The organism is Streptococcus anginosus, from assembly GCF_900636475.1.
GTDB classification, from domain to species: Bacteria; Bacillota; Bacilli; order Lactobacillales; family Streptococcaceae; genus Streptococcus; species Streptococcus anginosus.
The window spans coordinates 837,723-851,278 of the sequence record NZ_LR134283.1 but is presented as its reverse complement, the minus strand read 5'-3'; the positions used below and the strand labels follow the sequence as shown (position 1 = coordinate 851,278).

The following is a 13,556-nucleotide window of genomic DNA, read 5'->3' as shown; positions in this document are numbered from 1 at the left end:
GATATAAGCATGCCAAAAGTATCTGTTATTTGTACAAATTACAATAAGGGAAAGTGGATAGCAGATGCTATTGATAGTTTTTTGCGCCAAAAAACCAATTTTGAATTTGAAATTATTCTGGTTGACGATTGTTCTACAGATGAGTCAGTTGATATTATCCGCAATTATGGACAGCGCTATCCTGATAAAATTCGTACTTTTTTCAATTCTGAAAATCAAGGGATTGCCAAAACTTGGGTTGCTATTTGTAAGGAAGCTCGCGGTCAGTATATTGCCCGTTGTGATGGGGATGATTACTGGATAGACGATGAGAAGTTACAAAAACAGGTTGACTTGTTGGAAACTACACCAAATTCTAAATGGTCTAATACAGAGTTTGATATAGTGGATTCCTTTGGTAGAACAACACAGGCAGATGTCTTTAAAAACCAAGTTATTCCACTATTGACTTCTTACGAAGAGATGCTTGTCTTGAAGGGAATGACCATGGCTTCAACTTGGCTGGTTGACACTGATCTGATGCGAGAAGTTAATGACCTCATTGATGTTAACACTGCGGACGATACTTTTAACATCCAACTAGAATTATTTCGACGAACGACATTGAGTTTTTTGCCAGATTCGACTACGGTCTATCGAATGGATCCAGAGTCGGATTCACGTACTCAGGATGATGCCAAGCTTCAACGGCGTTTTGAGCGTTTATTACAAACACAGTTGGAATATTTAGAAAAATATCCTTGCGACTACCAGCGTGCGCTTGAGCTATTACTTAAACAAGATAATCGTTTTGAAATTGCTCTGTCTCAGAAAAGTAATCTGGTATCACAGGTTGATAAGCAGTATGTGACGATTTATTTTTCAGGTGATGATGAAGAGTTTAGCCAAGAGCGAGTGCTGGAAATCCCTATGAAGTATCAGGATAGTTTTTCATTTGATTTGCCAGAAGATACAGTGCGGTTGCGAATTGACCTTTCTGAAATTGAAAGCTTTTATAAACGTGTTTCCTTGGTTGCTAATGATTATCAAACAGAAATCCTTCCAAGTTTAACTAATGGCAAGTTAGTTGGTGACTATGTCTTTTTCAATCAACCTGATCCACAATTGATTTATGATATTTCGAAAATTAGAAAGAAAGATTTTACATTAAACTATTCAATGTTTAATGTAGATAATATTACTTCAAATGACTTTGTGGCAAAACTTCTGGCTAATGATCTTTTTAAAGTATCACAAGAACTAAAAGAACTTAGTTCTTATAAAATTCAGTTTGAAATAGTTAACCAAGAGCGTCTGCACTACAAGCGAGCTCTGGAAGAAATGGTTGTTCGCTACGATTCGGTTACCCATTCACGTCGTTGGATGATTCCAACAAAAATTATCAACTTTTTTAGGAGAAGAAAATGAAGCGTCTGCTTTTATACGTGCATTTTAATAAATATAATCGTGTGAGTTCGCATGTTTATTATCAACTGAAACAAATGCAACCACTGTTTTCAAAGGTTGTTTTTATCTCAAATAGCCAAGTTAGCGAGCGTGATTATCAGAATTTAGTTGATTTGCATTTGATAGATAATTTTATTCAACGTGAAAATGTCGGTTTTGATTTTGCAGCTTGGCGTGATGGCATGACTCATGTCGGCTTTGATGATATTACAACCTATGATGTTGTTACTATCATGAATGATACTTGTTTTGGTCCTCTTTGGGATATCAAAGATTATTATCTCAATTATGAAGCCAACGACCAAGTTGATTTCTGGGGCTTGACCAATAATCGTAGGACAAAAAAATCTCGTCAGACGCAGGGCTTTCCTGAGCATATCCAAAGTTACTTTATCACTTTTAAAAAACCAGTTATTGCATCTTCGGTTTTTAGAAATTTTTGGGAAAATGTGAAAAATCATACAGATGTCCAAGAAGTTATCAATGATTATGAAACCAAGGTAACAACGACCTTTTTGGCTGCTGGTTTCCGCTACCAGACGGTCTTTGATACAGTTAATGAAGATACAACAGGCATGCTTCATCCTGACTTTTCTTACTATAATCCAACGGCTATTTTAAATCACAAGGTTCCTTTCATAAAGGTTAAAGCGATTGATAATAATCAGCACATAGCCCCCTATCTCTTGGAAGAAATTGCTAAAAAGTCAGATTATCCAGTGGATTTGATTGTTTCACATATGTCTGAAATTAATTTCCCTGATTTTAAGTACCTTTTAGCACGCAAATATATTCAGACAACGGCCCCTACTTCTTTGTCAAACAAGAAAATTGGAGTGCATCTGCATGTCTTTTATGTTGATTTGTTAGAAGATTTCCTAAAAGCATTTGAAAACTTCCATTTTGCTTATGATTTATTCATTACGACTGATAATGATACTAAGAAATTAGAAATTGAAGCAATTTTAAATCAGAATCATAAAAATGCTCATATTTTTGTGACAGGTAACATTGGTCGTGATGTTTTACCAATGTTGAAATTGAAAAAATATCTGTCAACTTATGATTATATTGGACATTTTCATACAAAGAAATCTAAGGAAGCTGATTTCTGGGCAGGCGAATCTTGGCGTAACGAATTAATTGATATGTTAATCAAACCTGCTGATAATATCCTTGCTAATTTTGAAAATGATAAGCTAGGCCTTGTTATTTCAGATATTCCAACCTTTTTCAGGTATAATAAAATTGTAGACGCATGGAATGAACACTTAATCGCTCCTGAAATGAATGATTTATGGTACAAAATGAAGATGACTAAGCCAATTGATTTTAATACTTTTCATACTTTTGTTATGAGTTATGGAACTTTTATTTGGTTTAAGTATGATGCATTGAAACCATTATTTGATTTAGATTTGACAGATAAAGATGTTCCTATTGAACCATTACCTCAAAATTCAATTTTACATGCTATCGAAAGATTAATAGTTTATGTTGCATGGAATGAACATTATGATTTTAGAATTTCTAAAAATAAAATTGAAATAACACCTTTTGTCGATAATAAATTATACAATGAACGTGGCGATAGCGTACCACACACTTATGTGGATTTTACATACATGGGTGGCATAAAAGGAGCCTTCAAATATATCTTTATTGGACCAGCCAGAGCGATTAAATATATTATTAAAAGAATTCTAAATAAAAAGAATTGAGAGTGCTATGAAAAAAATTAAAATTGATTATATCTATTTGGCAGTTATATTTTTTCTTTTTTATATTTTAGAAAATTATAGTTTGATAAGAAGTGATCAAGGAAGTTTAATTACTCGAAAAGTAGAATTTTTTTCTGGAATATTACTTGAAAGTTTATACTATTTTTCCATTTTGATATTGGGTCTTTGTGTATTCTTTTGTAAATTTCGTAAAAAATTTTATTTCAAATTAGTACTTATTCATATTATCTATTGTATATTCTCTTATCTTGTTACCATATCAATGAATATTAATAATCCAAACTTTAATATTTGGAGCTTTAACAAAAATCATTTACTGCAATATAAAGCTTTGCTTCCAGTTCTTTTAATTTTAAGTATTTCTATTTTAAGTACATTTATTTATAGGATGATAAGTCCAGGGAAGAGAGGCAAGAAAATAATTGATGTTGATAAACTTACATTTTTATTTTCTACTAATTCACTCTATGAGAATTTTTTCCTTTCTCAATTTTTCCTTTTATTTTGTATTAATGATAGTAAAATAACTTGGGTTATTTCAAATGATGGAATCTTTAATCAGTTTGGAACGGTTTCTTATTTTTTTGAAACATCGTTAGCTATGGTTTTTGTTCTTTTTATCATATATTTGAGTATTCGTGGTATTGAAGATATTGTAAACAATAGAGGGACAGTTTATTCATCAATTGTGGTTAGTATTTTCTTTGGCTTGTTTTTTAATGTACTTATACAAATGAGTATGGGATTGGGTGTTGGTGATTATTGGGGACTTTATACGTTGCCGGGTTCGACTAGTTTTCAAATTATAACAATAGCATTACTATCTTTATTTATTTATTTTGTACTCAATAGATTTTTACTAGCTAGCATATTATTAGTTACTATACTTTCAATTTTTACTTATGCTAATTTTTTGAAATTTAGTATGCGAAGCGAACCAATTTTACCGAGTGATTTAGCTTGGTTGTTATCGCCTAAAGTGCTTTTATCTTTTGTTAGCACAAATAACATAAAATATCTTGTAATTGTATTATTAGTAGGAGCAAGTCTTTATATTGGCTTGAGAAAATTTCTTTTTAAACAAAATATTTTTTCATCAAAAAGATATCAAATAACATCATTGACTATGATTATTTTAGCATGCTTGTTTGTTCATTTAATATTCTCAAATAAAAAAGATAATAAAATTGTAAATGGTATTCCAATTTTATCTAAAATTAATAATAATCAAGATATTACATGGATGGGAAATACGACTCATGCTCATTTTAAATCTCTAAGTTTTGTTTGGCTTAATCAGCTTACAACCCAAAATATGCAATATCCCAAAGGATATAATCAAGAAAAAATTAAAAGTATTGAAAAAAAATACAAGTCTTTGACTAATATCATGAATCAATCTCGTAGTGAGGTTATTGAAAAGCAAACAGTAATTTATGTTTTAAGTGAAAGTTTTGCCGACCCTAGGCGCATAGATGGTGTATCTGTTAGTGAAAATCCGATTCCAAATACTGAAGGAATTAAAAATAACGTAACTAGTGGTCTCATGAAATCGGATGGCTATGGTGGTGGAACAGCAAATATGGAGTTTCAGACCTTAACAGGTTTGCCTTTTTATAATCTCTCTCAAAGTGTATCTGTAATCTATACTGAAGTTGTTCCAAAAATGAATAAATTTCCTTCGATTAGTGATCAATATAATAAAAGTAATAAAATTGCTATCCATTTAGAAAGCTCAACAAATTATGCACGTAATGTTATTTATGAAAAATTAGGTTTTAAATATTTTATTACACAAGATACCAAAAACATTAAATATGAAAATGAAGGTTATCATCCTAGTGATGCCTCAACTTATCAATTTGTTTTAGATAATATGAATGATAACGGCCAATTCTTTTCTGTTATTTCAATGCAAAATCATTCGCCATGGGCTGAACAAGAACCGAGTGAATTAAAGGCAAGCAACGATAGTTTCTCTAGTGATGTAAACGATCAATTAACTAACTATACTCGTTTATTATACCACACAGATGTAGCCACAAAGGATTTTCTTGATCAACTTTCAAAAATAAATAAAAAAATTACAGTTGTTTTTTATGGAGATCATTTACCAGGGCTTTATCCACAGTCAGCTTTCAAAAATAATCCAGAGAGTCAATATTTAACAGACTATTTTGTGTGGAGTAATTATGAAACACCTAAATTGGACTATCCGATTGTAAATTCAAGTGACTTCACAGCTCTATTGTTAGAACAAACCAATTCAAAAGTATCACCTTATTATGCTTTATTAACAGAAGTTTTGCATAAGGCAAGTGTTGATAAAAAAGATTTGGATGCAGAAGGGCAGCAAATTGCAGAAGACCTGAAGTTGATTCAGTATGATATGGTGGCAGGTAAAGGCTATTTGTCAAAAGATTTTTTTAAAGTACATAGTGAATAAAAAGCTGTAATAAGTAGCTCTACAAATCTCTATAGTTTGCTAAAAATTCAACTATGGAGTTTTTTCTTATGAAATGAGTTATGAATAGAATATAACAATATGTAAAATTGATTCTGTCATTACTTTTTGTCGAAAAGAATTCTTCATTTTTTTATGACATGAAAAGAAATTGGCATCAAGAACAATAAAATTTTCTTTGGTATGTTAAAAGTTAAGATGCTTTATAGATTTAAAAACAGATTTAATTACTAAACGAGTTAATTAGTTAATTCGATGATTACAACAAAGTTAGAGTTCAAAATAAAAAGAACCAAAACCAATACAGGCTTCAGTCCTTAAATCAACTATTTTAGCTTCTTTTTCAGTATTTTAATCAAAATAGAGTAAATCTTTGCTTGTACTTGTAAAGACTTCAAAGCCATTTTTGGTGACATGACCGCAGTCTTCGATACGAACGCCAACTTTTCCTGGAATATAAATTCCAGGCTCAACAGAGAAGCACATACCTTCTTCGATAACCATATCGTTTCCTTCCATGATAGATGGAAATTCATGTACGCTCATACCGATACCATGTCCCAGACGATGATTGAAATAATCACCATAACCGGCTTTTTCGATGACTTCGCGTGCTGCGCGGTCTACTTCATGAGCTGTTACTCCGGGCTTGATGAAGTCAAGAGCTGCCCGTTGAGCTTCAAGCGTTAGATTGTAAATGTCTTTTTTAAACTGATCTGGTTTTCCAACAGCAACTGTCCGTGTCATATCGCTGGCATAACCATTGACCATACAGCCAAGGTCAAATAGAAGCAGGGCATTGTTTTCGACTTTGTTTGCACCCGGAATGCCATGCGGATTAGCAGCATTATCACCTGTCAAAACCATAGTCTCAAAGCTCATCTCATAGCCGAGTTGTTTGATACCAAAGTCAATTTGAGCAATAATATCTGTTTCTGTTTTATCGAGAGAAATAGTATCAAAACCAATCTTAACAGCCTTATCTGCATATTCTCCAGCAACAAACATTTTCTTAATTTCATCGGATGATTTGATGAGACGCATACGATTGATACAAGGTGTTAAGTTTGTAAATTCAGCTTGTTCAAAAACAGTACGCAATCCATTGTATTTTGTCAAAATCAAGTTATCAAATTCAACAGCAATTTTGCGGGCGCTGTCCGCTGGCAAGGCTGCTTTGATTTTTTCCCAAGGATTTTCAGAGTCAATATAGCCCACAACCTTAAAATCAACAATCGCACTAGCACGTTCTACTTCAAGAGCAGGAACAAAGAGTAGTGGTTCATGATTTGTGAAAATAAAAAGAAACATCTGACGTTCATGAGGGTCGCTATAAAATCCTGTTAAATAATTAATCGTGACAGGATCAGAAACTACGGCAACATCTGCTTTTTCTGTTTCCAGATAAGAAATAATTTGATTTATTTTGGTCATTCTAGTACCTTCTTTCTACCCCTCTATTTTTGCAAAAAAATAGGTAAAAATCAAGAGGACAGTAAGAACTTTTTTTCACTTCAGAAATTTTACAGATTGGGTACATTTTTCTTGTAAAATCATTGGTAAAATTGCTAAAAATTTGCCTAAAAAACAAGATTTTTCAAAAAGTTATCAAAATGCTTGAAAGTGTTTCCAATAAGTGATAAAATGAGTTTGGTAGGAATGTGAAAACGATATTTTCAATATAGAAAGGAAGAAGCATGAACACAGACGATACAGTAACCATTTATGATGTCGCGCGTGAAGCGGGAGTTTCAATGGCAACCGTTAGCCGTGTGGTAAATGGAAATAAAAATGTAAAGGAAAATACAAGAAAAAAAGTCTTGGAAGTGATTGACCGCTTGGATTACCGACCAAATGCGGTAGCGCGTGGTCTTGCTAGCAAAAAGACGACGACTGTTGGAGTTGTCATTCCAAATATCACAAGCAGTTATTTTGCAACGCTTGCAAAAGGGATTGACGACATTGCAGAGATGTATAAATACAATATTGTTTTAGCAAATAGTGATGAAGATGATAACAAGGAAGTTTCTGTTGTCAATACTCTGTTCTCAAAACAAGTAGATGGTATCATTTTTATGGGCTATCATTTGACAGAAAAGATTCGCTCCGAGTTTTCTCGTTCGCGGACGCCAGTTGTGCTTGCAGGTACAGTTGATGTCGAGCATCAATTGCCAAGTGTGAATATTGATTACAAACAAGCAACTATAGATGCAGTTGAACGCCTTACGAAAAATAATCAAAAAATTGCTTTTGTAAGCGGACCTTTGGTGGATGATATCAATGGTAAGATTCGTTTAGCAGGCTACAAAGAAGCTTTGAAGAAAGCTAAACTTACTTATAGTGAAGGATTGGTTTTTGAGTCAAAATATAGCTATGATGATGGTTATCAATTAGCAGAACGGGTCATTGCTTCTAAAGCTACAGCAGCTTTTGTGACTGGTGATGAGCTGGCGGCTGGGCTGTTAAATGGTTTATCAGACAAGGGTGTAAATGTACCAGAAGATTTTGAAATCATCACTAGCGATGATTCGCAGGTAGCACGCTTCACTCGTCCAAATTTGACAACTATTGGTCAACCTTTGTATGACCTTGGTGCAATTAGTATGCGCATGCTGACTAAGATTATGCACAAGGAAGAGCTGGAAGAACGCGAAGTAGTATTAGCTCATGGTCTTATTGAGCGCCGTTCAACAAGAAAGTAAGTAGAGTTAGACAGAACTTGAAATTTTCAATTTTAAGTTTGTTGTCCAATCATTTTGCTACTCGTTTATTATGAGAGTAGTTTATGTCTGAGATACTAGTGTCTCGGACTTTTTTGTTTTCAAAAGGCTCTATACCTTTGTGGTTTTATTTTTTCTATCTTTTGGGTATAATAGAAGACATGAAAGTATTACTGTATTTAGAAGGTAAAGCGGTTTTGGAAAAATCAGGCATTGGACGAGCTTTGCAACATCAGATGAAAGCCCTAGATTTGGCTGGGATTCCCTACACGACCGATCCTTCAGGAGATTATGATGTGGTTCATATCAATACTTATGGGCCTAGAAGTTTGCGACTTTTGCACAAAGCAAAAAAACAAGGGAAAAAAGTGATTATGCATGGGCATTCGACTAAAGAAGATTTTCGCAATTCCTTTATCGGGTCAAACTTTTTTGCGGCAACCTTTGGAAAATATTTAGCTCACATGTACCAAATGGCGGATTTTATCATTACACCGTCTGAGTATTCCAAAAAGTTGATTCAGGGCTATGGCGTGACAACACCAATTGTGGCGGTTTCTAATGGGATTGACCTTCATAAATATCAAAAAGATCCACATAAAGAAGAAGTGTTTAGAAAACATTTTCATATCCAAGAAGGAGATAAGGTGGTTGTCTGTGCGGGACTTTATTTCAGACGCAAGGGAATAGAAGACTTTGTAGAGGTAGCACGCAGAATGCCAGATGTTCGCTTTATTTGGCTGGGTAGTATTAACAAGTGGATCATTCCTCGGAAAATCAGAAATCTTGTACTTTTTGATCATCCTAAAAATGTTGAATTCCCGGGTTATTTTAAAGGTGCCGTTTTTGAGGGAGCTATGAGTGGTAGCAGTCTTTTCTTTTTCCCAAGTTATGAGGAGACAGAAGGGATTGTAGTGCTAGAGGCGTTGGCTAGTCATCAACATGTCGTTTTACGGGATATTCCTGTATATGAGGGCTGGATTGATGAGCAATCAGCTGAATTGGGGCATAATGTAGATGAATTTGTAGACTCTATCCAAAAGATTTTGGATGGTAAAGTAGATAAGCGAGAAGCTGGCTATAAGGTGGCGCAGAGTCGTTCAATTGATGATGTGGCTTATAAACTTGTGGATGCTTATCAAGAAGTATTGGAGATGTAGCATGCGAATTGGTCTTTTTACGGATACGTATTTCCCTCAGGTTTCAGGGGTGGCAACTAGTATTCGCACTTTAAAAACAGAATTAGAAAAGCTTGGACATACTGTTTTTATTTTTACAACGACAGATAAGGATGTCAATCGTTATGAGGATTGGCAGATTATTCGAATTCCCAGCGTGCCGTTTTTTGCCTTTAAAGATCGGCGAATTGCTTATCGCGGTTTTTCAACGGCTTTAGAGATTGCTCGCCAATATCAATTGGATATTATCCACACCCAGACTGAATTTTCTTTGGGTCTGTTGGGTGTTTGGATTGCGAAAGAACTGCGGATTCCAGTTGTTCATACCTATCATACACAGTATGAAGATTATGTACGTTATATTGCTAAAGGCATGGTCATTCGTCCTAGCATGGTCAAATACATCGTTCGCGGTTTTATGAGTGATTTAGACGGTGTGATTTGTCCGAGCGAGATTGTTTATGACTTGCTCATGAAATACAAAGTAAAAGTAGAAAAACGTGTTATTCCGACTGGAATTGAGTTGGCTAAATTTGAACGTCCAGAAATTACTAGTGAGAATATTGCTGATTTACGGGAAAAATTAGGCATTTCAAATCAAGAAACTATGTTGCTTAGTTTGTCACGTGTTTCGTATGAAAAAAATATTCAGGCAGTTTTAGCTGCTCTACCGGCTGTTTTGGAAGAAAATCCAGATGTGAAATTGGTGGTGGCAGGAGATGGACCCTATTTGTCTGACTTAAAAGCGCAAGCCAAACGGTTGAATATTACGGATGCAGTGATTTTCACAGGAATGATTGCACCCAGTGAGACAGCCTTGTATTATAAAGCAGCGGATTTCTTTATTTCCGCTTCAACGAGTGAGACGCAGGGCTTGACGTATTTAGAAAGCCTAGCTAGTGGCACTCCGATTATTGCGCATGGGAATCCTTATCTAGACAATGTTATCAATGATAAAATGTTTGGAACGCTTTATTATGAAGAACGTGATTTGGCGGGAGCCATTTTAGAAGCTGTTATTGCAACACCAGACTTGGATGAAAAGAGTCTTGCTACAAAATTATACGAAATCTCTGCTGAAAACTTTGGACGTCGTGTCTATGAATTTTATTTGGATTTAACCATTTCAAAAGATTTCAACAATGATTTATATCCGGAGGAGTCTGTTAGTAAGCGATTAGCGAAATCTGTCATTTATCTACCCAAAAAAGCGATTGCCCTTCCTGTAAATGGATCAGCGCGAATGTTTAAAGCATCTAAACGACAAATCAAAAATATACAGAAATACCTGGAATAAAATTCCAAAACTAGCGAGGTGGGAAAATGAAACGCGATATTCCTTTTTTAGCCGTACTACTCTTTTTCTATTTGTTATTTTATGGAATTGTTTACGTGATACCGATGGACGAATTGTTACGAAAGGGATTGGTGGTGAATAATGTTTTGATATATTCACCGCTGGCAACATTCCTTGTGGCAACTGTCTATGCTGGGCTATATGGTTTTTCTTACCATTTTTTGCTTTTGGCAACGCTTATGTTCTTTGTGACGATTATGATCTTTGGTGAATGGATTTTACTGTATCATGTAGCCTATTTTATCTGTTTATTGTTGGGGACGCTGTTAGGTTATGGGATATTTCGCTGGAGAAAGACAAGTAAATAAACATCAAGCAGTTCAGAGCATTTGCTTCTTTAGAAAGTTACTACAGTAACAGTGGAAAGTGAAGACAATTCAAGTGTGTCTTGTAATTTTCAACTAAAAATTTAATGGATGGTCTAAGATTTTTGTCTTGACCTTTTTTGATATTCAAAAGCCTATCTTCACGAAGAGAATGTGTTATATTTTGAACATATTTGTTCTAAAGTTGTAAAGTAAAGAAATGATGTTTTATAGGTTAAATTAGTAAATTTTAAGGAAATTTTGGTATAATAAAAAGATAGAAAAAGGTGAATAGAATGAAAAAAATATTAGTTGTAGATGATGAGAAACCAATCTCAGATATTATAAAGTTTAACATGGTAAAAGAAGGTTATGAAGTAGTGACTGCCTTCGACGGTCGCGAAGCGTTAGAAATGTTTGAAGCAGAACGTCCAGATATTTTGATTTTGGACTTAATGTTGCCTGAAATGGACGGCTTAGAGGTGGCGCGAACGATTCGGAAAACGAGCAATGTGCCAATCATCGTTCTTTCTGCCAAAGACAGTGAGTTTGACAAAGTTATTGGTCTTGAGATTGGTGCAGATGACTATATGACAAAGCCTTTCTCTAATCGTGAGTTGCAGGCGCGTGTCAAAGCTATTTTGCGTCGCACAGATTTGACAATTGAAAATCAAGAAGCAGAAGCTGCTCCGACAGAAATTGTGATTGGAGATTTGCAGATTTTGACCGATGCTTTTGTCGTGAAAAAGCATGGCGAAGAATTGGATTTAACACACCGTGAGTTTGAATTGCTGCACCATTTGGCAACGCATATCGGACAAGTGATGACGCGTGAACATCTGCTAGAAACGGTGTGGGGTTATGATTATTTTGGAGATGTGCGGACTGTTGATGTGACAATTCGTCGTTTGAGAGAAAAGATAGAGGATATTCCTAGCCGACCAGAGTACATTTTAACGCGGCGCGGCGTTGGATATTACATGAGAAACAATGATTGATAATATTAGACAATTTATTGTATCAAAAGACTTTGTATTTGTTTTACTTATTTTAGGGTTCATCTTGGTGATTACCTTGCTTTCCTTGGAAAATAGGCGAGACAATATTCGTATTCGCCAATTGAATCAAAAAGTAAAAGATTTAATTGCAGGCAATTACTCAGAAATTTTAGATGTACAAGGTGGTCCAGAAATTACGGATATTACCAATAGTATCAATGATTTATCTGAGGTAATCCGTCTAACGCATGAAAATTTAGAGCAAGAAACTAAGCGCCTGTCGAGTATTTTATCCTATATGACGGACGGTGTTCTTGCGACCAATCGTCGTGGGCAGATTATCATGATCAATGATATGGCGACCAAGCAGTTGGGGGTCAAAGAATCCGAAGCACGAAAGATGAATATCTTAAAACTGCTAGATATCGAAGACGAATATGACTTACGAGACTTGATTACGAAAGTTCCAGAGTTGACCATTGATTCGCAGGATGAAAATGGAGAGTTTTTAAGTTTACGTGTCCGATTTGCCTTGATTCGTCGAGAATCTGGCTTTATTTCAGGGCTGGTTGCGGTGCTGCACGATACAACGGAGCAGGAAAAAGAGGAGCGTGAGCGAAGACTGTTTGTTTCGAATGTCAGTCACGAATTACGTACTCCCTTGACCAGTGTCAAGTCTTATCTGGAAGCACTAGATGAAGGTGCCTTATCAGAACCAGTCGCACCGGATTTCATCAAGGTTTCATTAGACGAGACCAATCGGATGATGCGCATGGTTTCGGACTTGCTGAGTTTGTCACGTATTGACAATGCAACCAGTCATTTGGATATTGAATTGACGAATTTTACAGCTTTTATCACCTTTATTTTGAACCGTTTTGATAAAATCAGAAGCCAGAATGATGATAAAAAGTACGAAATTATCCGAGATTATCCGATTAACTCTATTTGGGTCGAAATTGATACAGATAAGATGACACAGGTGATTGATAATATTATCAACAATGCCATTAAATATTCTCCTGACGGTGGTAAAATTACGGTCAGTATGAAAACGACGGATACCCAAATGATTTTGTCGATTTCAGATGAAGGCTTAGGAATTCCTAAAAAAGATTTGCCGAAAATTTTTGATAGATTTTATCGTGTAGACAAAGCAAGAAGTCGCGCACAAGGTGGATCCGGACTGGGCTTAGCCATTGCCAAAGAGATTATCAAGCAGCATAACGGATTTATCTGGGCAAAGAGCGAGTACGGCAAAGGCTCGACGTTTACAATCGTTCTGCCATATGACAAAGAAGCTGTCAAAGATGATGATTGGGAAGAAGATGAATTAGAAGGATAGC

The 13,556-nt window shown here is 35.0% G+C and carries 10 protein-coding genes; 9 read left to right on the top strand and 1 reads right to left on the bottom strand.

The window, feature by feature from the left end:
* Nucleotides 1-9 precede the first annotated feature (9 nt).
* Genes EL079_RS04175 through EL079_RS04165 form a run of 3 tightly spaced genes read left to right on the top strand, consistent with a single transcriptional unit; the run spans nt 10 to nt 5,634 of the window.
* Entirely contained in the window at nt 10-1,407 is a 1,398-nt protein-coding gene (locus EL079_RS04175) for a glycosyltransferase family 2 protein (RefSeq protein ID WP_003032741.1), read from the top strand.
* Nucleotides 1,404-3,167: a rhamnan synthesis F family protein gene (locus EL079_RS04170; protein ID WP_003032759.1), complete on the top strand. Its 1,764-nt coding sequence runs from the start codon at nt 1,404-1,406 to the stop codon at nt 3,165-3,167. The genes EL079_RS04175 and EL079_RS04170 overlap by 4 nt, the downstream gene beginning before the upstream one ends.
* 7 nt (nt 3,168-3,174) lie before the next feature.
* Nucleotides 3,175-5,634, top strand: coding sequence for an LTA synthase family protein (locus EL079_RS04165; RefSeq protein ID WP_018543453.1), 2,460 nt, complete (start codon nt 3,175-3,177; stop codon nt 5,632-5,634).
* A 369-nt stretch (nt 5,635-6,003) separates the two neighbouring features.
* On the opposite strand, the gene EL079_RS04160 is transcribed toward EL079_RS04165, so the two are convergent.
* The gene (locus tag EL079_RS04160) at nt 6,004-7,086 is read right to left on the bottom strand and encodes a M24 family metallopeptidase (RefSeq protein ID WP_003032737.1); all 1,083 of its coding nucleotides are present in this window, start codon (nt 7,084-7,086) and stop codon (nt 6,004-6,006) included.
* 263 nt (nt 7,087-7,349) lie between these two features.
* On the opposite strand from EL079_RS04160, the gene ccpA reads away from it, so the two are divergent.
* The 6 genes from ccpA (at nt 7,350) to vicK (ending at nt 13,555) form a co-directional block, all read left to right on the top strand.
* Nucleotides 7,350-8,354, top strand: a complete 1,005-nt coding sequence (gene ccpA, locus EL079_RS04155; protein ID WP_003032767.1) for a catabolite control protein A — start codon at nt 7,350-7,352, stop codon at nt 8,352-8,354.
* A gap of 179 nt (nt 8,355-8,533) precedes the next feature.
* Nucleotides 8,534-9,532 carry a glycosyltransferase family 4 protein gene (locus tag EL079_RS04150; protein ID WP_022524413.1) on the top strand — a complete coding sequence of 333 codons (999 nt, stop codon included), beginning with the start codon at nt 8,534-8,536 and terminating at the stop codon, nt 9,530-9,532.
* Between the two features lies 1 nt (nt 9,533).
* Nucleotides 9,534-10,847: a glycosyltransferase family 4 protein gene (locus tag EL079_RS04145; RefSeq protein WP_003032712.1), complete on the top strand. Its 1,314-nt coding sequence runs from the start codon at nt 9,534-9,536 to the stop codon at nt 10,845-10,847.
* A 26-nt stretch (nt 10,848-10,873) separates the two neighbouring features.
* On the top strand, nt 10,874-11,215 hold the full coding sequence (locus EL079_RS04140; RefSeq protein ID WP_003032667.1) for a hypothetical protein: 342 nt from the start codon (nt 10,874-10,876) through the stop codon (nt 11,213-11,215).
* Between the two features lie 293 nt (nt 11,216-11,508).
* On the top strand, nt 11,509-12,210 hold the full coding sequence (yycF, locus tag EL079_RS04135; protein ID WP_003025150.1) for a response regulator YycF: 702 nt from the start codon (nt 11,509-11,511) through the stop codon (nt 12,208-12,210).
* A complete protein-coding gene (gene vicK, locus EL079_RS04130) occupies nt 12,203-13,555 on the top strand; it encodes a cell wall metabolism sensor histidine kinase VicK (RefSeq protein ID WP_003032751.1) in 1,353 nt (450 codons plus the stop codon). The genes yycF and vicK overlap by 8 nt, the downstream gene beginning before the upstream one ends.
* Nucleotide 13,556 lies beyond the last annotated feature (1 nt).

Excerpts from the sequence above, each read along its gene's own strand:
- EL079_RS04175 (WP_003032741.1), top strand. The coding sequence starts at position 10 with ATGCCAAAAGTATCTGTTATTTGTACAAATTACAATAAGGGAAAGTGG.
- EL079_RS04170 (WP_003032759.1), top strand. The coding sequence starts at position 1,404 with ATGAAGCGTCTGCTTTTATACGTGCATTTTAATAAATATAATCGTGTG.
- EL079_RS04165 (WP_018543453.1), top strand. The coding sequence starts at position 3,175 with ATGAAAAAAATTAAAATTGATTATATCTATTTGGCAGTTATATTTTTT.
- EL079_RS04160 (WP_003032737.1), bottom strand. The coding sequence starts at position 7,086 with ATGACCAAAATAAATCAAATTATTTCTTATCTGGAAACAGAAAAAGCA.
- ccpA (WP_003032767.1), top strand. The coding sequence starts at position 7,350 with ATGAACACAGACGATACAGTAACCATTTATGATGTCGCGCGTGAAGCG.
- EL079_RS04150 (WP_022524413.1), top strand. The coding sequence starts at position 8,534 with ATGAAAGTATTACTGTATTTAGAAGGTAAAGCGGTTTTGGAAAAATCA.
- EL079_RS04145 (WP_003032712.1), top strand. The coding sequence starts at position 9,534 with ATGCGAATTGGTCTTTTTACGGATACGTATTTCCCTCAGGTTTCAGGG.
- EL079_RS04140 (WP_003032667.1), top strand. The coding sequence starts at position 10,874 with ATGAAACGCGATATTCCTTTTTTAGCCGTACTACTCTTTTTCTATTTG.
- yycF (WP_003025150.1), top strand. The coding sequence starts at position 11,509 with ATGAAAAAAATATTAGTTGTAGATGATGAGAAACCAATCTCAGATATT.
- vicK (WP_003032751.1), top strand. The coding sequence starts at position 12,203 with ATGATTGATAATATTAGACAATTTATTGTATCAAAAGACTTTGTATTT.